The organism is Streptomyces sp. NBC_01497 (assembly GCF_036250695.1).
Taxonomy (GTDB): Bacteria; Actinomycetota; Actinomycetes; order Streptomycetales; family Streptomycetaceae; genus Streptomyces.
In genome coordinates this window covers 1,958,772-1,980,354 of record NZ_CP109427.1, presented here as the reverse complement: position 1 = coordinate 1,980,354, position 21,583 = coordinate 1,958,772, and the positions used below count along the sequence as shown (strand labels likewise).

The following is a 21,583-nucleotide window of genomic DNA, read 5'->3' as shown; positions in this document are numbered from 1 at the left end:
CCACCCATGGCCCTCACCGCACCTCCCGCACCCACCAGCCCTCCGCGCGGCGCGCTCACGGGCGGCCCGCCCCCGCTGCACGGGCTGCTGCTCTGTGTCGCGCTGCCCCACCTCGCCATCAGCGCCGACCACGGCCAACTCACCGGATCCGGTATCGAGGGGTACTACCAGGCCGGACGCCGGGTGCTCTCGCGCTGCCGGCTGCGCGTCGCGGACCGTGAGCCGGTCGCGCTCCAGGGCCGCCTGGTCAACGCCGGCCTGGCGCACTTCCTGTCCGTGGTCCGCACGGCGGCGGACACCGGACCCGACCCCGAACTCAGCGTCGAACGGCTGCGGGACGCCGACGGCACCGAGCGGATCACCGTGCACAGCGCGGCGCCGGGGCCGCGGCGCTTCCCCGTGGAGATCGCCTTCGGATCGGACCTGTGCGACCTCGCGGCGATCGCCGCGGGCCGCGCCGGACCCGAACTGCCGGCGACGGTGCACGGCGGGGGCCTGCGGTGGGCCGCCGCCGACGGCAGCAGTGCCGTGGTGACCGCCGAGCCCCCGCCCCAGGAGGCACTGGCGGCGCCCGGCCTGTTGCGCTGGTCGCTGGAGGTCCCGTCCGGCGGGTCCCGGACGATCGAGCTGCGGATCCGGTCGGGCCGGCCGGTGCGGGCCACCGGCCGGGCCGTGGGCGGCATGCTCGCGCCGGCCGTGGCGGAGGGCGACGACCCCCGGGTGGGGCGCCTGTTCGCCGCGAGTCTCGCCGATCTCAGGGCACTGCTCCAGCGCGGCCCCGGCGGGCCGGGTGACGTCTATCCGGCGGCGGGCGTCCCCTGGCGCTGCGGCCCTCCGGCCGCCGAGGCCCTGTGGGCGGTACGGATGGCGCTGCCGCTCGGCACGGAACTCGCCGCGGCGACGCTGCGGGCCCTCGCCAGGGGCCAGATCCGTGAGGAGGGAGAGGACCTGGGCCGGATCCCGGGACCGCTGCGGGACGCGGGACCCCACCTGCCGCCGAGCTGCACCGGCATCGAGGCGACGCTCGCCTTTCCCGTGGTCCTCGCCGAGGCCCGGCTGTGGGGACTGCCCGAGCGGGATCTCGACGAGCTCCTGCCGGCCGCCGAGCGGTGTCTGCGCTGGCTGCGGAGCGCCCTCGGCGACGGCGAACCGCTCGGCGAGCCGGGGCCAGACGGACCACGCCGCGCGTCCACCCAGGCCCACGCCCATCGGGCCGCGCTGCTGGGAGCGGACCTGCTGGCGGCGTGCGGCAGACCGGGGGCGGACGAGCTGCGGCAGGCGGCCGACGGCCTGCGCCGGAGGTTCCTGCGGACGTTCTGGATCGACGACCCGTCCGGCGGACGGCCCGCCGCGGCGCGGACCGCCGACGGACGCCCGCTGCCCTGGCCGAGCGCCGACCTGGCGCACCTCCTGGACACGGGACTCGCGGCCCGCGGCGGGCAGGCACCCGGTCTGCTGGACCCGGGCCGGTCCGCACGGGTGGCGAAGGTGCTGACGAGTCCGGCTCTCGACTCCGGATGGGGGCTGCGCGGCCTCGGCGGCAGGGAGCCGGGCCACAACCCGTTCGGTCACCGCGCCGGAGCCGTCCGGGTGCACGAGACGGCGGTGGCGATCTCGGGTCTTGCCGCCGCGGGACACGAGAAGGAGGCAGCGATGCTGCTGCGGGGGCTGCTGGACGCCGCCGAATCGTTCGGTTACCGGCTGCCGGAGATGTATGCGGGACGGCAGCGCTCGGCGGGCGGGGCGCCGGTGCCGCACCCGGCCGCGTGCCGGCCCGCGGCGGTGGCGGCGGCGGCCGGTGTCCACGTGGTCGCGGCGCTGGCGGGGATCGGCCCGGACGTGCCCGGCGGACTGGTCGCGCTGCACCCGTTGCACGACGCGCCCCTGGGCGCGGTCCGCCTCTCGGGTCTGCGGGTGGCGGGTGAGCCGTTCTCGGTGCGTGTCGGCCGTCTCGGGCTCGGCGTGGTGGAGGAGGCCGCGAGCGGTCTCCAACTCGGCTCGTGACAGGGGCGGAAGGCCGATCGGACCGTCAGCGGCACCGACGTCCGGGTCCGGCGGGACCGGCGGGATCATGTCCGCGCGAGGAGTGTTTATCGTCAGGCAGACGACTATGATCACCGGCATGTCGCCCTACGACCCGTCGGCTTTTCTCCCGTTCGCTGTCACCGTCGACCTGGTCGTGCTCACCGTGCGCGGGCACGCGCTGTGCGCGCTGGCCGTCCGTCGCGGCGAGCCGCCCTTCCAGGGTCGCTGGGCACTGCCCGGTGGCTTCGTGAAGGGTGACGAGAACCTGGCCGAGGCCGCCGCGCGCGAGCTGGCCGAGGAGACCGGCCTGTGCGTGCAGGACGCGCGCTCGCCGGGGCCGGCGCGCGCGGCGCACCTGGAACAGCTCGCGACGTACGGCGACCCGGGCCGCGATCCCCGGATGCGGGTCGTCAGCGTCGCGCACCTGGCGCTCGCGCCCGACCTGCCGGCTCCTCGCGCGGGCGGCGACGCCAACGGCGCGCGCTGGGCGCCGGTGGGCGACCTGCTGGGCGAGGACCTGTTCGGCGGTGAGGGCGGCTCGGGACGGGACCGTGAGGCGCCCGTACCGCTCGCCTTCGACCACGCGCGTATCCTCGCCGACGGGGTGGAGCGCGCCCGCTCGAAGATCGAGTACTCGTCGCTCGCCACCGCGTTCTGCCCGCCGGAGTTCACCGTCGGCGAGCTGCGACGGGTCTACGAGGCGGTCTGGGGGGTGGCGCTCGACCCGCGCAACTTCCACCGCAAGGTCACCGGCACGCCCGGGTTCCTGGTCCCGTCCGGCGGTACGACGACCCGTCAGGGGGGACGGCCCGCGCAGCTGTTCAGGGCCGGGGGCGCGACCGTGCTCAACCCGCCCATGCTGCGTCCGGAGATCTGACGTGGCGTCGGGCCGAGGGATCCCGCCGGACACAGCACACTTCACCTTCCGTTGCAAATTGGACATATAGCGTTATCTTGCTGGGGTACTCGCTCTGCCGCGGAGCGGTCTCACCCCCTGCGAGAGATGAACGATGCTCCAGGCCATCGGACTGACCAGCACCCCCCGTCGCGACCAGCCGGCCGCCGTGGACGATCTCACCTTCGAGGCGAGACCCGGCTCGGTCACGGCGCTGCTCGGCGCCGCCGGCGCGGGCAAGACCACGACCCTGCGCCTCATCCTCGGCCTCGAACACGGCCGTGGCGTCGCCTACTTCAGAGGCAGGCCGCTGCACCGGATCGCCCACCCCGCGCGTGAGGTGGGCGTCCTCCTCGGTGACGTGCCGGGCCATCCCGGCCGTACCGCCAAGGGGCAGCTGCGCATGCTGTGCGCCGCAGCCGGCGTGCCCGCCTCGCGCGCCGACGAACTCCTCGACGTCGTCGGGCTCGGGGCCCTGCGCGACGAGCACCTCGGCAACCTCTCCCTCGGCATGGACCGCCGGCTGGGTATCGCCGCCGCCCTGCTGGGCGACCCGCACACCCTGCTGCTCGACGCGCCGTCGGCGGGCCTGTCCCCGCGCGAGACGAGCTGGCTGCACGGCCTGCTGCACGCCCACGCCCACCAGGGGGGCACGGTCCTGTACACCACCGACGACCCCAAGGAGGCGGCCCGCGCCGCCGACCGGATCGTCACCATCGACGCGGGCCGCCTCGTCGCGGACCAGGACGCGGCCTCCTTCTCCGGCACCCGGCTGCGCCCGCGCGTCGCGATCAGGACTCCGCACGCCGCACGCCTCGCCGACGCGCTGAGCAAGGAGGCGCGCGCCGGGCAGCGCTCCGTGGAGGTGGTGGCTGAAGGCAGCAGGCTCACCGTCTACGGCAGCAGCTGCCCGGAGATCGGCGAGACCGCCTTCCGGCACGGGGTGCTCGTGCACCAGCTCGCGGACGAGATCGGCGACAGCGGGCCGGTGCCCGCCGCCCGGCAGAGCGACGAGGGCCACCCGCCGGGCGAGAGCGGCGAGTCCGTCCTGGTGCCGCTGCCGGCACAGGCGGCGCGCCGCACCAGCGCGCTGCCGCCCGCGCTTGAGGTGCGCCCGGTCCGGGGCCCGCTGCGCCCTCTCCGCTACGAGCTGCGGCGGATGTTCGGTGTCAGGACCGCGCCGCTGATCGCCGCGGCCGCGCTGCTCGTCTCGCTCGCCGTGGCGCTGCCGCTGGCCCGTACCGGCACCACCGCGCTGTCCGGTCTGCTCGCCGCGTGGCCCGCGCTGCTCCCGCTGCCGCCCGCCGCGATGGGGGCGGGACTCATCGGCGCGCTCTCGTACGGGGACGAGTTCCGTCATCCCGCTCTGGCCGCCGCGCGCGGCACCGTGCCGCGCCGCCTCGGGCTGCTGTTCGCCAAGCTCATGGTGACCGGGGCGGTGGCCGTCCTGCTCGCCCTGCTCGCCGCGGCTGCCGACGCCGGCGCGCTGCGGCTGGCCTACGGGGCGGCCTTCGTGCCCGTCCCGCACAACTGGCCGGCGCTGTGCGCGGGCTGGTCGGGCCTTGCCGTCGGCTGCGCGTGGGCGGGGCTGCTCGGCGCCGGCGTCTTCCGGGTCACCGCCGCCGGTGTCACGTCGGTGGTCGCCGTGCCGGTGCTGGTCGTGCCCCTGGTCAGGAAGGCCCTGGCCGGGCCGTCGGGCCTGCCGTTCGGGGGACTTGCGGACCGGCTGCGCCAACTGTCCTGGCTGGGGAGGCCGCACGAGACGGACAGCTGGCTCCTCGCGCTCCTCCGGCTCGTCGCCCGGCCCGAGGCGACCGCTCTCGCGCTCTCCCTGACGGCCTTGTTCTGCGCGTTCGTGTTCACAGGGCTTCGTCGCAAGACGCGTTGGTGATCGGTAGTGGTGACTCTTTGATCGCCGTGGCCATAACTCGGCCGACTAAACGACCTTTTCGGGCGTAAGAGTCACGGTCCGTCAATGGAGGCGTGAGCGCTGATCACCCTTTCGTGTGCTTTTCACCAAAGCCCTCAAGGGCGGTCGGAGCAACGCCGACAAAGGATGCGTGAGTACCCTTGCGCACACCATGATGACCTCCGCCCGTTCCGCCGATTCCGGCCTGACGGGACCGGGTGACCTCGACCGCTACCCGTTCTCCCAGGCGGCCGGCGCCGACCGGTCGGCCGCCCCCGTCTGGGAGGGCCCCGATGTGGATCTCGCCCGTGCGGGCCGGCGCCCCGCGGGCAGTCGCGGCCGCGGGCTGCACGGTCAACTCGTCCAGCAGCTCGGGCAGATGATCGTCTCCGGCGACCTGGGCGCGGACCGGCCGCTCGTCCCCGAGGAAATCGGCCAGCGCTTCGAGGTCTCCCGCACCGTCGTGCGCGAGTCCCTGCGCGTGCTGGAGGCCAAGGGCCTGGTCAGCGCCCGGCCCAACGTCGGCACCCGGGTCCGTCCCGTGAGCGACTGGAACCTGCTGGACCCCGACATCATCGAATGGCGTGCCTTCGGTCCGCAGCGCGACGACCAGCGCCGCGAGCTGACCGAGCTGCGCTGGACGATCGAGCCGCTGGCCGCGCGCCTCGCCGCGGGACACGGCCGTGAGGACGCCCAGGCCCGCCTCGTGGACATGGTCGAGATCATGGGCCACGCTCTGGCGCAGAGTGACGCGATCACCTTCGCGCGCGCCGACGCCGAGTTCCACTCGCTGCTGATCCAGCTCGCGGGCAACCGCATGCTGGAGCACCTGTCCGGCATCGTCGGGGCCGCGCTCCAGGTGTCCGGCGGTCCGGTCACCGGCTGTGAGCGCCCCACCGAGGGTGCCCTCGTGCACCACGCCCGGATCGCCGAGGCGCTCGGCGCGGGCGACGCCGCGATGGCCGAGTCCGCGATGCGCCAACTGCTCACGGTCCACCCGGACGTGGAGCGCGTCGTGCCCGCCCCGCGCGAGCACTGATTCCGGGGGGTACGCCCTGGTCGGGGAGCATCCGTGTGTGGCGTGTCGCCGGGCCGGGGCGAGGTCCGGCGGCGCAGAAGTAGGGCGCTATGGAGCACTCTGGCGTATATGTCGCATATGCGGTGTGACTCGGGCCACGCGGATTGGGCGTAACACTCCCCGAGGCAGTGCGATGACCTAAGAGGTGACAGCCGAGAGAGGAATACGTCCACCGACGGTGGCGCTGTACTTCTCTCCTGGCTCAAGCCCGCGCCGTCGGTGACATCCCCAGCCGTCGGTCGTCGGCTCCGGTCCGTTGTCGGGCGGGGCCGGAAGCCCTTCCCATCGTTCCGAGAGGTTGTTCGTGTCGGCCAGCACATCCCGTACGCTCCCGCCGGAGATCGCCGAGTCCGAGTCTGTGATGGCGCTCATCGAGCGGGGTAAGGCTGATGGACAGATCGCCGGCGATGACGTGCGTCGGGCCTTCGACGCCGACCAGATTCCGCCAACCCAGTGGAAGAATGTTCTGCGCAGCCTCAATCAGATCCTCGAGGAAGAGGGTGTGACGCTGATGGTCAGTGCCGCGGAGTCGCCGAAGCGCACCCGTAAGAGCGTCGCTGCGAAGAGTCCGGTCAAGCGAACCGTCGCCCCGAAGCCCGTCGCGGCCAAGCCCGCGCCGGTCAAGACGATCGCGGCCTCGGCCGCGCCGTCCGCCGCCGAGGTCGTGGAGGCATCGGCCGACGAGGCCGCCGCCCCCGCGAAGAAGGCGGCAGCCCCGAAGAAGGCCACCGCCAAGAAGGCCACGGCGAAGAAGGCCACCGCCAAGAAGACGGTGGCCAAGAAGTCCGCCTCCAAGAAGGACGCGGACGAACTCGGCGAGACCGAGGACTCGGCCGAGGACGCTCCCGCGGGCAAGGCCGAGGAGGAGGAGACCGAGGGCGAGGCCAAGGGCTTCGTACTCTCGGACGACGACGAGGACGACGCGCCGGCGCAGCAGGTCGCGGTCGCGGGTGCCACCGCCGACCCGGTCAAGGACTACCTCAAGCAGATCGGCAAGGTCCCCCTCCTCAACGCCGAGCAGGAGGTCGAGCTCGCCAAGCGCATCGAGGCGGGTCTCTTCGCCGAGGACAAGCTCGCCAGTGCCGACAAGCTCGCGCCGAAGCTCAAGCGCGAGCTGGAGATCATCGCCGAGGACGGGCGCCGCGCCAAGAACCACCTGCTGGAGGCCAACCTCCGCCTGGTGGTCTCGCTGGCCAAGCGCTACACCGGCCGCGGCATGCTCTTCCTCGACCTGATCCAGGAAGGCAACCTGGGTCTGATCCGCGCGGTCGAGAAGTTCGACTACACCAAGGGCTACAAGTTCTCCACGTATGCCACCTGGTGGATCAGGCAGGCCATCACCCGCGCGATGGCCGACCAGGCCCGCACCATCCGCATCCCGGTGCACATGGTCGAGGTCATCAACAAGCTCGCGCGTGTGCAGCGCCAGATGCTCCAGGACCTGGGCCGTGAGCCCACCCCGGAGGAGCTGGCCAAGGAACTCGACATGACCCCTGAGAAGGTCATCGAGGTCCAGAAGTACGGCCGCGAGCCCATTTCGCTGCACACTCCGCTCGGTGAGGACGGCGACAGCGAGTTCGGCGACCTGATCGAGGACTCCGAGGCGGTCGTACCGGCCGACGCGGTGAGCTTCACGCTCCTGCAGGAGCAGTTGCACTCGGTGCTCGATACGCTCTCCGAGCGTGAGGCCGGCGTGGTCTCCATGCGTTTCGGTCTCACCGACGGTCAGCCGAAGACGCTGGACGAGATCGGCAAGGTGTACGGGGTGACCCGTGAGCGCATCCGCCAGATCGAGTCGAAGACGATGTCGAAGCTGCGGCATCCGTCGCGTTCCCAGGTGCTCCGCGACTACCTGGACTAGGCGGCGGCGGCCGTAGGGCCGCACGGCGTACCAGGCAGGGCCCGGTTCCCCTTTCGAGGGGTTCCGGGCCCGCTGCGTTTCGCATGGGGGCCCGCGGACAGGTTGGATGACTCCGGGTGGATCACTTTTCCACGGAGAGTCAGGAGAACCTATGCGTCGCCCCCTTGTCAGAGCCGACCACGCCGCGCGCCGCGCCGGGGCCCGGAGGGCTTCCCGGGCGGTGTACGCGGGGCTCGCGGCCCTGACCGCGACAGCGCTGCTGCCACTCGCCTCCGCCTCGCCGGCGGGGGCCGACAGCGTCGTCGTGGGCGGCCGTCCCGCCTCCACGGCGGACCACCCGTGGGTGGTGGCGGTGGCGAGCCCCGACCGCTTCGGCGGTGGCCGCGCGGGGCAGTTCTGCGGGGGTGTGCTGGTCGGCCCCACGAGGGTGCTCACGGCCGCCCACTGCATGAGCGCCGACGTGCTCGGCCAGGGACCGGACAACGTCGGGGACCTGACGGTGATCGCCGGGCGGGACCGGCTCACCGGGACCGGCGGTCGGTCGGTCGCTGTGGCGTCGTACGCGGTGGACCCGGCGTACCACGCGAGCAGCAACGAGAACGACATCGCGGTTCTCACGCTGCGGACGCCGCTGCCGGCTGCCTCGGCCATCAGGCCCGCGTCACCGGGCGACGCGGCGGCCGCGCCGGGCAGCGAGGCACAGGTGCTGGGGTGGGGTGACACCACGGGTCAGGGCGACTACGCCTCGTCGCTGCGCTCGTCGCCCGTGACGGTCCTGTCGGACGCGCAGTGCGAGAAGGCCTACCCGGGTGGCTCGGGCGCCCGCTACGCGTCGTCCTCGATGCTCTGCGCGGGTGACGCGCAGGGCGGCCATGACGCCTGCCAGGGCGACAGCGGCGGCCCACTGGTCGCGCAGGGGCTGCTGATCGGCCTGGTCTCGTGGGGAAGCGGCTGCGGGCTTGCCGACGCGCCAGGCGTCTACGCCCGGGTCACGTCGGACCTGCCGCCGGTGGCCGGGGCGATCGGCCGCTGACTTCCCGGAGTCCCGGCGGGACTCCCTCGGGGCCCCTCAGGGGGTCTGGGCGGCCCGCTGCGGCCCCGGGAGCCGGGCTCTGATGAGAACGGGCGGCCGCCATCGCGTGAAGCGGTGGCGGCCGCCCGTCGACCGCTTGCGCGGCCCTCGGCTCGTCGTGTGATGCGAGGCGTCAGTGCTCCTCGTCACCGGCCACGGCAGGAACCGCCGTGAGTCGGTCGGTCTCATCCTGTATTTCCGCGGCGATCTTCTTGAGTTCCGGCTCGAACTTGCGCCCGTGGTGGGCACAGAAGAGCAGCTCACCGCCACTGCTCAGCAGGACGCGCAGGTAGGCCTGGGCGCCGCATCGGTCACAGCGGTCGCCCGCCGTCAGGGGGCTCGCGGGGGTCAGAACAGTAGTCACGTCGCCTCTTCTCTAGCTCGACGAGCTGTCGTACCAGGGTCAACATCCAACCAGTCCGAAAACGTTCCCGCTCGCGGCCATTCCTCGAAAAAATTCTTCCGAAGTGCTGGAGTGCTGACGGTTGGCGGCGAATGAGCCGTATTGCTGAGCTTTACGGATTTCGCATCGATGTCGGTGGGTGGTGCTGGTCTTCGTCCTCCCGGCCGGCTTGCCGGTTGTTGATGAGGACGTGCCCGGAGCCTAAATGGTTCATGCCTGGAAGGGAACGTGAGCTGAGAGGCACCGCGGCGAACCTTCGAACATGTATACGAACGTGCACTAGCATGGCGCGGGACGAGGGTGGCGTGACAACGGCTCTACCAGGCCTCTGTACCCTCTGACCGATGACAGGGGCCGGGCCTTTACCCCACGGGGCCATATCTCAAATTCAGCGAGGAGCGAACCGAGTGACCGCCGATACGTCCGTGCCGTCCACCGCGCTGCTGACAGCGGACCGTGACGGTTCCAACTACACCGCGCGGCATTTGCTCGTTCTCGAAGGTCTGGAGGCGGTGCGGAAGCGACCCGGTATGTACATCGGGTCCACCGACAGCAGAGGCCTCATGCACTGCCTCTGGGAGATCATCGACAACTCCGTCGATGAGGCCCTGGGCGGGTACTGCGACCACATCGAGGTCATCCTCCACGAGGACTCCTCGGTCGAGGTCAAGGACAACGGCCGGGGCATCCCGGTCGACGTCGAGCCGAAGACGGGCCTGTCGGGCATCGAGGTCGTCATGACCAAGCTGCACGCGGGCGGAAAGTTCGGCGGTGGCTCGTACGCGGCCTCCGGCGGCCTGCACGGTGTCGGCGCCTCCGTCGTGAACGCGCTCTCCGCGCGGCTGGACGTCGAGGTCGACCGCAACGGTGCCACGCACGCCGTCAGCTTCCGCCGCGGCGTCCCCGGCATCTTCACCGAGCAGGGGCCCGACGCGCCGTTCGATCCCGCGAGCGGGCTGCTCAAGGGCAAGCGCGTGCCGAAGACCCGTACGGGCACCCGGGTGCGCTACTGGGCGGACCGGCAGATCTTCCTCAAGGACGCCAAGCTCTCCCTGGAGACCCTGTACCAGCGAGCCCGGCAGACCGCCTTCCTGGTGCCCGGCCTGACGATCGTGGTCAAGGACCAGCGTTTCCCGGACGGCAGCGCAGGCGACGCGCAGGCCGGCCGCCCGAGCGTCGAGACGTTCCGCTACGACGGCGGGATCAGCGAGTTCTGCGAGTACCTGGCGCAGGACAAGGCCGTGTGCGACGTCCTCCGGCTCACCGGTCAGGGCACCTTCAAGGAGACCGTCCCCGTCCTCGACGACCGCGGCCACATGACGCCGACGGAAGTCACCAGGGAGCTGGGCGTCGACATCGCCCTGCGCTGGGGCACGGGCTACGAGACGAACCTCAAGTCCTTCGTCAACATCATCGCCACCCCGAAGGGCGGCACCCACGTCAGCGGGTTCGAACGCTCCATCGCCAAGACGGTCAACGAGGTGCTGCGCTCCAGCAAGCTGCTGCGTGTGGCCGAGGACGACGTCGTCAAGGACGACGCCCTGGAGGGCATGACCGCGGTCGTCACGGTCCGCCTCGCGGAGCCGCAGTTCGAGGGCCAGACCAAGGAGGTGCTCGGCACCTCGGCGGCCAACAGGATCGTCGCGGGCGTCGTCGCGAAGGAGCTCAAGGAGTTCCTGACCTCCACCAAGCGCGACGCCAAGGCGCAGGCCCGCGCCGTCCTGGACAAGGTGGTGGCGGCGGCCCGCACCCGCATCGCGGCCCGCCAGCACAAGGAGGCCCAGCGCAGGAAGACGGCGCTGGAGTCGTCCTCGCTGCCCGCCAAGCTGGCCGACTGCCGCAGCGACGCCGTCGAGCGCAGCGAGCTGTTCATCGTCGAGGGGGACTCGGCCCTCGGTACGGCGAAGCTCGCCCGCAACAGTGAGTTCCAGGCGCTGCTGCCGATCCGGGGCAAGATCCTCAACGTCCAGAAGTCGTCCGTCTCCGACATGCTGAAGAACGTCGAGTGCGGCGCGATCATCCAGGTCATAGGGGCGGGGTCCGGCCGGACCTTCGACATCGACGCGGCGCGTTACGGCAAGATCGTCCTGTTGGTGGACGCCGATGTCGACGGCGCGCACATCCGGTGCCTGCTGCTGACGCTGTTCCAGCGGTACATGCGCCCGATGGTGGAGGCCGGCCGGGTCTTCGCGGCCGTGCCGCCGCTGCACCGGGTCGAGCTGGTCCAGCCCAAGAAGGGCCAGGACCGCTACGTGTACACGTACTCGGACGGGGAGCTGCGCCAGACGCTGCTGGAGTTCCAGCGACAGGGTGTCCGCTACAAGGACTCGATCCAGCGCTACAAGGGTCTCGGCGAGATGGACGCGGACCAGCTGGCGGAGACGACGATGGACCCGCGCCACCGCACGCTGCGGCGCATCAACATCAGCGACCTGGAGGCGTCGGAGCAGGTCTTCGACCTGCTGATGGGCAACGAGGTCGCGCCGCGCAAGGAGTTCATCAGCAGCTCGGCGGCCACGCTGGACCGCTCCCGCATCGACACCTGAGCCCGCCCGGCGGCCGGTTCCCGGCGTTCGGCGCGCGCTGCGGGAGGCCGGGTCTCCACCCCTGGGTGGAGACCCGGCCTCCACCTGTGTTCCACCCTGGCGCTGATCCGCTGACCTGGGGCTTCTCCGTACCTTGGGGACATCGAACCGTGTGTCGTCGCCGGAGGTCCCGCCATGAGTGAGCTGCTGTACGCCCTGGTAGTCGTCGCCGTGATCGCGCTGATGGTCGCGCGGCAGACCAGACCCCAGCGGATCGGGGGCGGCAACCGCCGCCAACTGGTCATGCCGGTGGTCATGGTGAGCCTGGGCCTGGGGCAGGGGCACGTCATCGACGCGCACCACGCGGGCGTCTCCACCGCACTGCTGGTCGCCGAACTGGTGGTGGGCGTGCTCATGGGCGTCGGCTGGGCCCTGACCAGCCGGGTGTGGACCGACTCCGACGGCAGCGCCTGGTCCCGCGGCACGAAGGGCACCGCGGGGGTCTGGCTGGCCGGACTTGCCGCCCGGCTCGGCATCATGGGAGCCGGCGCGCTGGCGGGCGTCCACCAGTCGTACGGGGCGCTGCTGATCGCACTCGGTGTCTCGTTCGCGCTGCGCGCCGTTCTGCTGGCGCACCGCGCGGGCGTGCTGTCGCCGGGCACGGCCGCGCCGTACGGTGTCGCTGTGGCCGGCCGAGCGGGGAAGGACCGCGGGTGATCCCGGGATCGTGGACGACCTGGCCCGCGGGGGAGCCGACCGAGGTCCGCCTCGGCGGGCCCTCCCTGCGGGTGCTGGGCGGCGCCGGCGGTCGGGGCGGACAGGGACGGGCCCTGCGCCTGCTCCTGCGATCGGTGGTACCGGCCGCCCTGATCTACTCCGTGTTCGCCGACCACCACACCGACGGCTGGGCCGAGGCCCTCGGGGCGGCGGGCGCCGTCGTGGTGTGCGCCCTGCTGATCTGGGCCTTCAACCGCGCCACCCGGCTGCACGCGCTCGTCGTCTCGCTGGCGTGCGCGACCCTGCTGCTCGTCGGCGCGGCCCTCGCGCAGTGGCAGGGTTTCTCCGTGGCGGTGGCGTCGCTCTCCTTCGGCTGCGCGATCGTCAGCGTGCAGCGGCTGCCGCTGGCGGCGGGGGTGCCGGTCGCGGTCGTCGCGCTCGGCGGCTACACCGTGGTCACCCACGAGACCTGGCTGGCGACGGCCATCACCCTCCTCGGCACGGGGCTCGCCGGATTCGTGCTCCGGCTCGACGCGGAGTCCCGCCACCGGCTCAAGGTGCAGGAGCGGGCGGCCCGCGCGGCCGAGGCCGAGTCGGCGGCGCTCGGCGAGCGGGCCAGGATCGCGCGCGACATCCACGACGTCCTCGCGCACAGCCTCTCCGCCCAGCTGGTCCACCTGGAAGCGGCGCGGCTGCGCATCGAGCAGGAGGAGCCGGGGCCCTTCCGGGACCAGATCCTGGAGCGGGTCGTGGCCGCGCGGTCCATGGCGCGCGACGGCCTCTCGGAGACCCGGCAGGCGCTGTCGGCGCTGCGCGGCGACATGGCGCCGCTGGGGGACTACCTCCGGGAGGTCGCGGCGTGCGACGGGGCGGAGATCGACGTGGCGGGCACGCCGCGCGCGGTCCCCGCGCAGGCTTCGCAGACCGTGCGCAGGGTCGCCCAGGAGGCCCTGACGAACGTGCGCAAGCACGCGCCCGGGGCCCGGGTGCGCATCGACCTCACGTACGGCCCCGGCGAACTGATCCTGTGCGTCCGGGATTCCGGCGGCGACGGAGCCGTGCCCGCGGAACTCGCCTCCTCGGGATCCGGCTACGGTCTTCTCGGCATGCGTGAACGCGCCGAGTTGCTCGGCGGCACGCTGGACGCGGGCCCGGACGGGGCCGAGGGGAAGGGGTACAGCGTGCGGCTGCGGGTGCCGGCGTGACGGGGGCGCGGGCGGGCGGCGGGCCCGCGCGGGTGGTCGTCGCGGACGACCAGGCGGTGGTGCGCGAGGGCATCGTGATGCTGCTCGGCCTGCTGTCGGGTATCGAGGTGGTCGGGGCGGCCAGGGACGGCGAGGAGGCCGTCGCCCTCGTCGGCGAACTCGCCCCGGACGTGGTCCTGATGGACCTCAGGATGCCCCGCTGCGACGGCGTCGAGGCGACCCGGCGGATCCGCAGGGACCACCCGGGGACCCAGGTGGTCGTGCTCACCACGTACGCGGACGACGAGTCGCTGTTCGCCGCGCTCCAGGCGGGCGCGCGCGGTTATCTGACCAAGGACGCGCAGGGCGAGGAGATCGTCCGGGCGGTGGAGGACGTGCTCGCGGGGCAGGCGGGGCTCGCTCCGGCCGTGCAGCGCAGGCTGCTGGAGCGTTTCACGGCGCCGCCCGTGGCCTCGCCGCCCGTGCAACTGCCGGACGGGCTGACCGCGCGGGAGGCCGAGGTGCTCGCCCTGGTCGCCGAGGGACTGTCCAACAAGGAGATCTCCGGCCGGCTGCACATCGGTGCCGCCACGGTGAAGACGCACATCAACAACCTCTTCGCGAAGACGGGCGTGCGCGACCGCGCGCAGGCCGTCCGTTACGCGTATCAACGGGGACTGATCGAGCCTCCCGGGACATCCGTCACCTGATGGGGTGAAGCCGCCCCGGACCGGGCATGTCGGTCCCGGGTTCCCGACATGCTTGCCGGACGGCCGGATCGGCCGTCTGACAAGGAGATTCGACGGGTGGACAAGCAGCAAGGGCTCGAGGCCGCCGTGATGCGGCTCGATACCCCGCCGTACGAAGCGGATCACGCGGATCAAGCGGACTACACGGCCGGTGCGGCCGGTGCGTGGGGCGGGGCCTGGGGCGAGAGCGGAACCCCGCGGGCGGCGGCGCCGCGTGCCGCGCGGGAGCAGGAAGCTCGGGACGCGCCGCACGCGTACACCGCCGCGGACATCTACCAGGAGGTGCAGCGCAGCGCCGCCTTCCTGGAGGTGAGGGGCCGTTACCGCGGCTTCGTCGTGCCCGCCACCGTCGCCTTCCTCTCCTGGTACCTGGCCTACGTGCTGGCGGCGACGCTCGCGCCGGGGGTCATGGCGCACCCGGTGGCGGGGGCCGTGAACGTCGCGATGATCGCGGGGCTCGCCCAGTTCCTGACCACGTTCGTGCTGACCTGGGCGTACGTACGGCATGCCCGGCTGAACCGGGACCGGGCCGCGCTCGAACTGCGCTGGACCGTGCTCGACCGGGGCGTCGGCCAGGCCGCGAGCAGAGGGAGAGCGTCGTGAGGAGTGACCACCAGACCCTGGCGCTCGTGCTGTTCAGCGCCTTCATCGTGGTCACGCTCGCCATCACGACCTGGGTGAGCCGCAACAGGCACGGTTCGGCGGAGGAGTTCTACGCGGGCGGGCGGCTGTTCTCCCCGATGGAGAACGGGTTCGCGATCGCCGGCGACTACATGTCCGCCGCGTCCTTCCTGGGCATCTCCGGCGTGATCGCGCTGTTCGGCTACGACGGGATGCTGTACTCCGTCGGCTTCCTGGTCGCCTGGCTGGTCGTGCTGCTCCTGGTCGCCGAACTGGTGCGCAACGTCGGGCGGTTCACCCTGGCGGACGTCGTCGCCGCGCGGATGCGCGAGCGGCCGGTCAGGGTCGCGTCCGGTACGGCGTCGGTGACGGTGTCGGTGCTCTACCTGGTGGCGCAGATGGTCGGGGCGGGCAGCCTGGTCTCGCTGCTGCTCGGCGGCTCGGGAACGGCGGCGCGGGCCTGGACGGTGATCGGCGTGGGCGCCCTGATGGTCGTTTACGTGACGCTCGGCGGGATGCGGGCGACCACCTGGATCCAGATCGTCAAGGCCGTGCTCCTGATGGCGGGGGCGGTCGCGCTGACGGTGCTGGTCCTGCTGCGTTTCCACGGGAACGTGAACACCCTGCTGGTCCAGGCCGCCGCGCACAGCGACTACGGCAAGGAGTTCCTCGGCCCGGGACGGGCGTACGGCGGTGACTGGGCGGCCCGGTTCGACTTCATCAGCCTCGGACTCGCGCTGGTCCTCGGCACGGCCGGACTGCCGCACATCCTGTCGCGGTTCTACACGGTGCCGACGGCTCGCGCCGCACGGCGGTCCGTCGTCTGGTCCATCGGCCTGATCGGCAGTTTCTACCTGATGACGATCGTGCTGGGGTTCGGGGCGGCCGCGCTGGTCGGCTCGGACGCGGTGCGCACGTCCAACGCCGCGGGCAACACGGCCGTACCGCTGCTGGCGCTGAACCTCGGCGGGGGAGCGGGGTCCACGGGCGGCACGGTGCTGTTCGCGGTGGTGGCCGCCGTGGCCTTCGCGACGATCCTGGCCGTGGTGGCCGGTGTCACGCTGGCGTCGTCGGCCTCGGTCGCACACGACCTGTACGCGTCGCGCAGGCCGCGCGTGCGCAAGCGAGGGCTCCCGAAGAGACGGGTCCCGGAGCAGCGGCGGCCCGGCCGGCGCGCGAGCGCACCGGACGGATCCGGCCAGGAGGCGTCGGTTCCGGACACGTCGGATCGGGAGACATCGGACGGCGACGCGCCGGACCGGAGTGCGCTGGATCGAGACGCGCCGGACCGGAGTGCGCTGGATCGAGACGCGCCGGACCGGAGTGCGCCAGATCAGGACGGCACCGCACAGGACAGCACGGGGCGGGGCGCCACACCCTGGAGCGAGGTGACGGTGGCGCGGTTCTCCGCCGCCGGGATCGGGGCCGTCGCCATCGGCCTGAGCCTGCTGGCGCAGGATCTCAACGTGGCGTTCCTGGTGGGGCTCGCGTTCGCGGTGTCCGCGTCGGCGAACCTGCCCGTCCTGCTGTACTCCCTGTTCTGGCGGTCCTTCACGACGCGGGGCGCGGTCTGGTCGGTGTACGGGGGGCTGGTCCCCGCCGTCCTGCTCGTGGTCTTCTCACCTGTCGTCTCCGGCAGCTCCGACGCGATGTTCCCCGGTGTCGACTTCCATGTCTTCCCGCTGCAGAACCCGGGCCTTGTGTCGATTCCGTGCGGGTTCCTCGCGGGCTGGCTGGGAACGCTGTTCTCCTCGGAGCCCGCGGACCCGGCCGCGTACGCGGAGACCGAGGTCCGTTCCCTCACGGGGGCGGGAGCCGTCTGACGCCTGTTGCGTCGTGTCCGTCAACGACTTACGCCGGCCCGTTCACCGTCGCCATGCTGCGCGGTAACGGGCCGGCGTTGTTGTGGGGGCTCCTGGGGCGATCGGAGATCTCCAGATTGTCTGCCGGGCAGCGCAAAAAACTTGCGTGGTTTTCTGGGCGCTTGCGTTCGGTAAATCGTCACTGACGGAGGATCGGAGACCCGTTGCTGTGCGCATATGGCCTCCGGACCGCGCGGGGTGCATGACAAGTTGGTTCTGTCCAAGACGTAGACGACATGGCATTTCTCTGCAACTCTCTGACCGCACTACGCAAAAGACTCCGTTCGGCAGTGCAGAAAAGCATGCCGCAGTCCGGTATGCGCCCAGAGCCGCGCCTCGCCGCCCCGCGCGAGGCCGAGGATCGGAGATCCATGAGATCGCAACGTCGGAGACGGCGGACACTCGCCGTCGTCACCACCACCAGCCTCCTGATGATCGGCTGGCCGTCGCTCGCCGCGGCGGCCGACGGGCCCTCGGCCGGCGCCGCCAAGACAGCCGCGGCGGTCGCCGCGAGCCGGGCCGCGGCCAAGGCCACCGATGGCGACCAGTCCACCTACTGGCAGGGCTCCGGCACGGGCGACCAGTCGGTGCAGAAGGACCTCGGGTCGCTCAAGCGCGTCGACAAGGTCACCCTGAAACTGCCCGCGGACTGGAAGGCGCGCAAGCAGACACTGTCGATCCAGGGCAGCGAGAACGGCAGCGGCTTCGAGACCCTCAAGACGTCGGCCACGTACACCTTCAGCCCCGGCGCGGACAACACGGTGACCATCTCCTTCCCCGCCACGAAGGAGCGCTGGATACGCGCCGACATCACCGCCAACTCGGCAGGCAAGAAGGCCCAGTTGTCGGAGCTGCAGGTGCACGCGGCAGCGGCGGCCGCCACTCAGAACCTCGCCCTCGGCAAAACGATGACGGCGAGCGGTTTCAACGACGTCTACCCGGCCGGCAACGCGAACGACGGCAACCAGGCAAGCTACTGGGAGAGCACGAACAACGCCTTCCCGCAGTGGATCCAGGCCGACCTCGGCTCCTCCGTCGCCGTCAACAGCGTCGTGCTGAAGCTGCCGGCAGACTGGCCCGCCCGCAACCAGACCCTGCAGATCCAGGGGTCGGCCAACGGGTCGAGCTTCTCGGACATCGCGGCGTCGAAGTCGTACGCGTTCAGCCCCTCGTCCGGCAACACCGTGACGATCACGTTCAACTCCACGACCACCCGCTACGTCCGGGCCGCCTTCACGGCCAACACGGCCTGGCCCGCGGGGCAGGTCTCCGAGTTCGAGATCTACGGCCCCGCCACCGGTGACACCCAGGCACCCACCGCGCCCTCGGGCCTCACGCTCAGCCAGCCCTCCACCGGGCAGATCCAGCTGGCCTGGAAGGCGTCCACCGACGACACGGCTGTCACCGGCTACGACATCTACCGCAACAACCAGCTGGTCAGCAGCGTCGCGGGCAATGTGACCTCGTTCACCGAGAGCCAGCCCACCAGTGCCACGCTCACCTACTACGTGCGGGCGAAGGACGCGGCGGGCAACGTCTCCGGCAACAGCAACTCCGTGACGCGTACCGGCGACACAGGAGACACCCAGGCGCCCACGGCGCCCGGCGGCCTCGCCTACACCGAGCCCGCGAGCGGGCAGGTCAAGCTCACGTGGACCGCGTCCACGGACAACACGGCCGTGACGGGCTACGACATCTACCGCGGCGGCGCGCTGCTCGGGAGCGTGGCGGGCACCGTCACCACGTACACCGACACGAGCGCGGGCAGCGGCACCGTCACGTACTACGTGCGGGCGAAGGACGCGGCGGGCAACGTCTCGGGCAACAGCAACAGCGTCACCCGCAACGGCTCGTCCACCTCGGCCGCGAACCTCGCCGTCGGCAAGCCGATCACGGGCTCGTCGTCCACGTTCACCTTCGTGGCGACGAACGCCAACGACGACAGCACCAGCACCTACTGGGAGAGCGCGGGCGGCAGTTACCCGAGCACCCTCACCGTGCAGCTGGGCGCCAACGCCGACACCCAGAACGTCGTCGTCAAGCTCAACCCCGACTCCTCGTGGGGTGCGCGCACGCAGAACATCCAGGTGCTCGGGCGTGAGCAGAACGCGACGGGCTTCACCAGCCTGGTGGCCGCCAAGGACTACGCCTTCAACCCGTCGAGCGGCAACACGGTGACCATCCCGGTCTCCGCGCGCGTCGCGGACATCCAGCTGAAGTTCACCTCCAACACCGGCGCCCCCGGCGGCCAGGTCGCGGAGTTCCAGGTCCTCGGCACCCCGGCGCCCAACCCGGACCTCCAGGTCACGGCCGTCTCGGCGTCGCCCGCCGCACCGGTCGAGTCCGACCCGGTCACCCTCTCGGCGACCGTGAAGAACGCGGGAGCGCTCGCCGCGCCCGCGAGCACCGTCCAGTTCAACCTGGGCGGCTCCAAGGCCGGCACGGCCAACGTCGGCGCGCTCGCCGCGGGCGCGCAGGCCACGGTCACCGCGTCCATCGGCGCCCAGAACGCCGGTACGTACCAGCTCAGCGCCGTCGCCGACCCCGACAACAAGGTCGTCGAGTCCAACGAGACCAACAACACCTTCACGGCGTCGTCGTCCCTCGTGGTCAAGCCGGTCGCCAGCTCGGACCTGGTCGCCGCGAGTGTCGCCACCTCACCGTCCGCTCCGTCGGCCGGTGACACCGTCTCCTTCTCGGTGGCGGTGAAGAACCAGGGCACGGTCGCCGCGGCCGCCGGCTCGCACGCGGTGACCCTGACGCTCCTGAACGACTCGGGTGCCACGGTCAAGACGCTCACCGGCTCCTTCAGCGGCGCGCTCGCGCCGGGCGCCACCTCGTCGCCGGTCAGCCTCGGCACGTGGACCGCGGTGGACGGCTCGTACACCGAGAAGGTCGTCCTCGCGAACGACACCAACGAACTGCCGGTCAAGCAGGGCAACAACACCTCCACGCAGTCGTTCTTCGTGGGCCGCGGCGCCAACATGCCGTACGACACCTACGAGGCGGAGGACGGCGTCCTCGGCGGGGGTGCGAAGGTCGTCGGCCCGAACCGGACCATCGGCGACCTCGCGGGCGAGGCATCGGGCCGCAAGGCCGTCACCCTCAACAGCACCGGCAACTACGTCGAGTTCACCACCCGCGCGGCCACCGACTCGCTGGTGACACGGTTCTCGATCCCGGACTCCGCGGGCGGCGGCGGCACCGACGCCTCCCTGGACATCTATGTCGACGGCAAGCTCCTCAAGCCCATCGACCTCAACTCCAAGTACGCGTGGCTGTACGGCGCGGAGACCGGCCCGGGCAACTCGCCGGGCTCCGGTGCCCCCCGCCACCTCTACGACGAGGCGAACGTCCAGCTCGGCACGACCGTACCGGCGGGCAGCACGATCCGCCTGCAGAAGGACGCGGCCAACACGTCGCAGTACGCGATCGACTTCGTCGACCTGGAGCAGGTCGCGCAGGTCGCGAACCCCGACCCGGCCTCCTACGTGACTCCCGTGGGATTCACGCAGCAGAACGTCCAGGACGCGCTCGACAAGGTCCGCAACGACAGCACGGGCAAGCTCGTCGGCGTCTACCTGCCGGCCGGCGACTACCAGACCACGGGCAAGTTCCAGGTCTCGGGCAAGGCGATCAAGGTCGTCGGCGCGGGCCCCTGGTTCACCCGGTTCCTCGCGCCCTCGACGCAGGAGAACACCGACATCGGCTTCAGTGTGCAGTCGACGGCGAACGGCTCCACGTTCTCCGGCTTCGCGGCCTTCGGCAACTACACCTCCCGCATCGACGGACCGGGCAAGGAGTTCGACCTCACGGACGTCTCCGACGTCACCATCGACGACGTCTGGATCGAGCACATGGTGTGCGCGATCTGGGGCACGCACGTCACGGGCCTGAAGGCCACGGACATGCGGATCCGGGACACCTTCGCCGACGGCATCAACCTCACCAACGGCAGCCAGAACAACCTGGTCAGCAATGACGAGGCGCGCACCACGGGCGACGACAGCTTCGCGCTGTTCGCCGCCGAGGACCACAACTCCTCAGCTCTGACCGGCAACACGTTCCAGAACCTCACGGCGAAGCTGCCGTGGCGTGCGGCGGGCCTGGCCGTCTACGGCGGGCAGGGCAACACCCTGCAGAACATCACCGTCGCGGACACGCTCACCTACTCGGGCCTCACCCTCAGCTCGCTCGACTTCGGCTACCCCTTCCCGGGGTTCGGGGCCAGCCCGCAGACGGTGGTCAAGGGGATCTCGCTGGCCCGTGACGGCGGGCACTTCTGGGGAGCGCAGGTGTTCGGCGCGGTGTGGGTGTACTCCGCGACCGACCCGTTCCAGGGCATCCGCGTGAGCGATCTGGACATCACCGATCCCACCTACGGCGGGATCATGTTCCAGACCGACTACGTGGGCGGCCAGGCGCTCAACCCGATCAAGGACACGGTCTTCACCGACGTGTCGATCAGCGGGGCGCAGAAGAGCGGCGACGCGTTCGACGCCAAGTCCGGCTGGGCGCTGTGGGCCAACGAACTGCCGGAGGCGGGGCAGGGTCCCGCGGTCGGCGAGGTCACGTTCAACGGTCTGAAACTGAGCAACAACTTCCAGGACGTACGGAACACCACCAGCACCATGAAGATCACCATCAACCCCTGAGAACGGCGCGACGAGGAACGGTGCCGG

14 protein-coding genes are annotated in these 21,583 nt (G+C 71.5%); 13 read left to right on the top strand and 1 reads right to left on the bottom strand.

Annotation, left to right across the window (positions count from 1 at the left end; all coding sequences use genetic code 11):
• Positions 1 to 6: 6 nt before the first annotated feature.
• The 6 genes from OG310_RS08370 to OG310_RS08345 all read left to right on the top strand — a co-directional run bounded on the left by OG310_RS08370 (position 7) and on the right by OG310_RS08345 (position 8,801).
• Entirely contained in the window at positions 7 to 2,004 is a 1,998-nt protein-coding gene (locus tag OG310_RS08370; RefSeq protein ID WP_329455250.1) for a glycogen debranching N-terminal domain-containing protein, read from the top strand.
• Between the two features lie 118 nt (positions 2,005 to 2,122).
• Positions 2,123 to 2,902: an NUDIX hydrolase gene (locus OG310_RS08365; RefSeq protein WP_329455249.1), complete on the top strand. Its 780-nt coding sequence runs from the start codon at positions 2,123 to 2,125 to the stop codon at positions 2,900 to 2,902.
• A gap of 133 nt (positions 2,903 to 3,035) precedes the next feature.
• Positions 3,036 to 4,811: an ABC transporter ATP-binding protein gene (locus OG310_RS08360; protein WP_329455248.1), complete on the top strand. Its 1,776-nt coding sequence runs from the start codon at positions 3,036 to 3,038 to the stop codon at positions 4,809 to 4,811.
• 115 nt (positions 4,812 to 4,926) lie between these two features.
• Positions 4,927 to 5,868: a FadR/GntR family transcriptional regulator gene (locus OG310_RS08355; RefSeq protein ID WP_329455247.1), complete on the top strand. Its 942-nt coding sequence runs from the start codon at positions 4,927 to 4,929 to the stop codon at positions 5,866 to 5,868.
• A 343-nt stretch (positions 5,869 to 6,211) separates the two neighbouring features.
• Positions 6,212 to 7,768 carry an RNA polymerase sigma factor gene (locus OG310_RS08350; protein ID WP_329455246.1) on the top strand — a complete coding sequence of 519 codons (1,557 nt, stop codon included), beginning with the start codon at positions 6,212 to 6,214 and terminating at the stop codon, positions 7,766 to 7,768.
• Positions 7,769 to 7,919: 151 nt separating this feature from the next.
• On the top strand, positions 7,920 to 8,801 hold the full coding sequence (locus tag OG310_RS08345; protein WP_329455245.1) for a serine protease: 882 nt from the start codon (positions 7,920 to 7,922) through the stop codon (positions 8,799 to 8,801).
• A 172-nt stretch (positions 8,802 to 8,973) separates the two neighbouring features.
• Here the strand turns inward: OG310_RS08345 and OG310_RS08340 are convergent, their stop codons facing one another.
• The gene (locus OG310_RS08340; RefSeq protein ID WP_329455244.1) at positions 8,974 to 9,204 is read right to left on the bottom strand and encodes a DUF7455 domain-containing protein; all 231 of its coding nucleotides are present in this window, start codon (positions 9,202 to 9,204) and stop codon (positions 8,974 to 8,976) included.
• 446 nt (positions 9,205 to 9,650) lie between these two features.
• Here OG310_RS08340 and OG310_RS08335 point away from each other — a divergent pair, with 446 nt between their 5' ends.
• The 7 genes from OG310_RS08335 to OG310_RS08305 all read left to right on the top strand — a co-directional run bounded on the left by OG310_RS08335 (position 9,651) and on the right by OG310_RS08305 (position 21,556).
• On the top strand, positions 9,651 to 11,789 hold the full coding sequence (locus OG310_RS08335; protein WP_329455243.1) for a DNA gyrase/topoisomerase IV subunit B: 2,139 nt from the start codon (positions 9,651 to 9,653) through the stop codon (positions 11,787 to 11,789).
• 174 nt (positions 11,790 to 11,963) lie between these two features.
• A complete protein-coding gene (locus OG310_RS08330; RefSeq protein ID WP_329455242.1) occupies positions 11,964 to 12,485 on the top strand; it encodes a DUF1453 domain-containing protein in 522 nt (173 codons plus the stop codon).
• Positions 12,482 to 13,690, top strand: coding sequence for a sensor histidine kinase (locus OG310_RS08325; RefSeq protein WP_443078579.1), 1,209 nt, complete (start codon positions 12,482 to 12,484; stop codon positions 13,688 to 13,690). The genes OG310_RS08330 and OG310_RS08325 overlap by 4 nt, the downstream gene beginning before the upstream one ends.
• Positions 13,687 to 14,379, top strand: a complete 693-nt coding sequence (locus OG310_RS08320; protein ID WP_443078578.1) for a response regulator — start codon at positions 13,687 to 13,689, stop codon at positions 14,377 to 14,379. The genes OG310_RS08325 and OG310_RS08320 overlap by 4 nt, the downstream gene beginning before the upstream one ends.
• A gap of 96 nt (positions 14,380 to 14,475) precedes the next feature.
• On the top strand, positions 14,476 to 15,021 hold the full coding sequence (locus tag OG310_RS08315) for a DUF485 domain-containing protein (RefSeq protein ID WP_329455241.1): 546 nt from the start codon (positions 14,476 to 14,478) through the stop codon (positions 15,019 to 15,021).
• Positions 15,018 to 16,862 carry a sodium:solute symporter family transporter gene (locus tag OG310_RS08310; RefSeq protein ID WP_329455240.1) on the top strand — a complete coding sequence of 615 codons (1,845 nt, stop codon included), beginning with the start codon at positions 15,018 to 15,020 and terminating at the stop codon, positions 16,860 to 16,862. The genes OG310_RS08315 and OG310_RS08310 overlap by 4 nt, the downstream gene beginning before the upstream one ends.
• Positions 16,863 to 17,272: 410 nt before the next feature.
• Positions 17,273 to 21,556, top strand: a complete 4,284-nt coding sequence (locus tag OG310_RS08305; RefSeq protein ID WP_329455239.1) for a galactose-binding domain-containing protein — start codon at positions 17,273 to 17,275, stop codon at positions 21,554 to 21,556.
• The last annotated feature ends 27 nt before the right edge of the window (positions 21,557 to 21,583 follow it).

Coding starts and splice junctions, on each gene's coding strand:
- OG310_RS08330 (WP_329455242.1), top strand. CDS start 11,964: ATGAGTGAGCTGCTGTACGCCCTGGTAGTCGTCGCCGTGATCGCGCTG.
- OG310_RS08305 (WP_329455239.1), top strand. CDS start 17,273: ATGAGATCGCAACGTCGGAGACGGCGGACACTCGCCGTCGTCACCACC.
- OG310_RS08360 (WP_329455248.1), top strand. CDS start 3,036: ATGCTCCAGGCCATCGGACTGACCAGCACCCCCCGTCGCGACCAGCCG.
- OG310_RS08345 (WP_329455245.1), top strand. CDS start 7,920: ATGCGTCGCCCCCTTGTCAGAGCCGACCACGCCGCGCGCCGCGCCGGG.
- OG310_RS08370 (WP_329455250.1), top strand. CDS start 7: ATGGCCCTCACCGCACCTCCCGCACCCACCAGCCCTCCGCGCGGCGCG.
- OG310_RS08365 (WP_329455249.1), top strand. CDS start 2,123: ATGTCGCCCTACGACCCGTCGGCTTTTCTCCCGTTCGCTGTCACCGTC.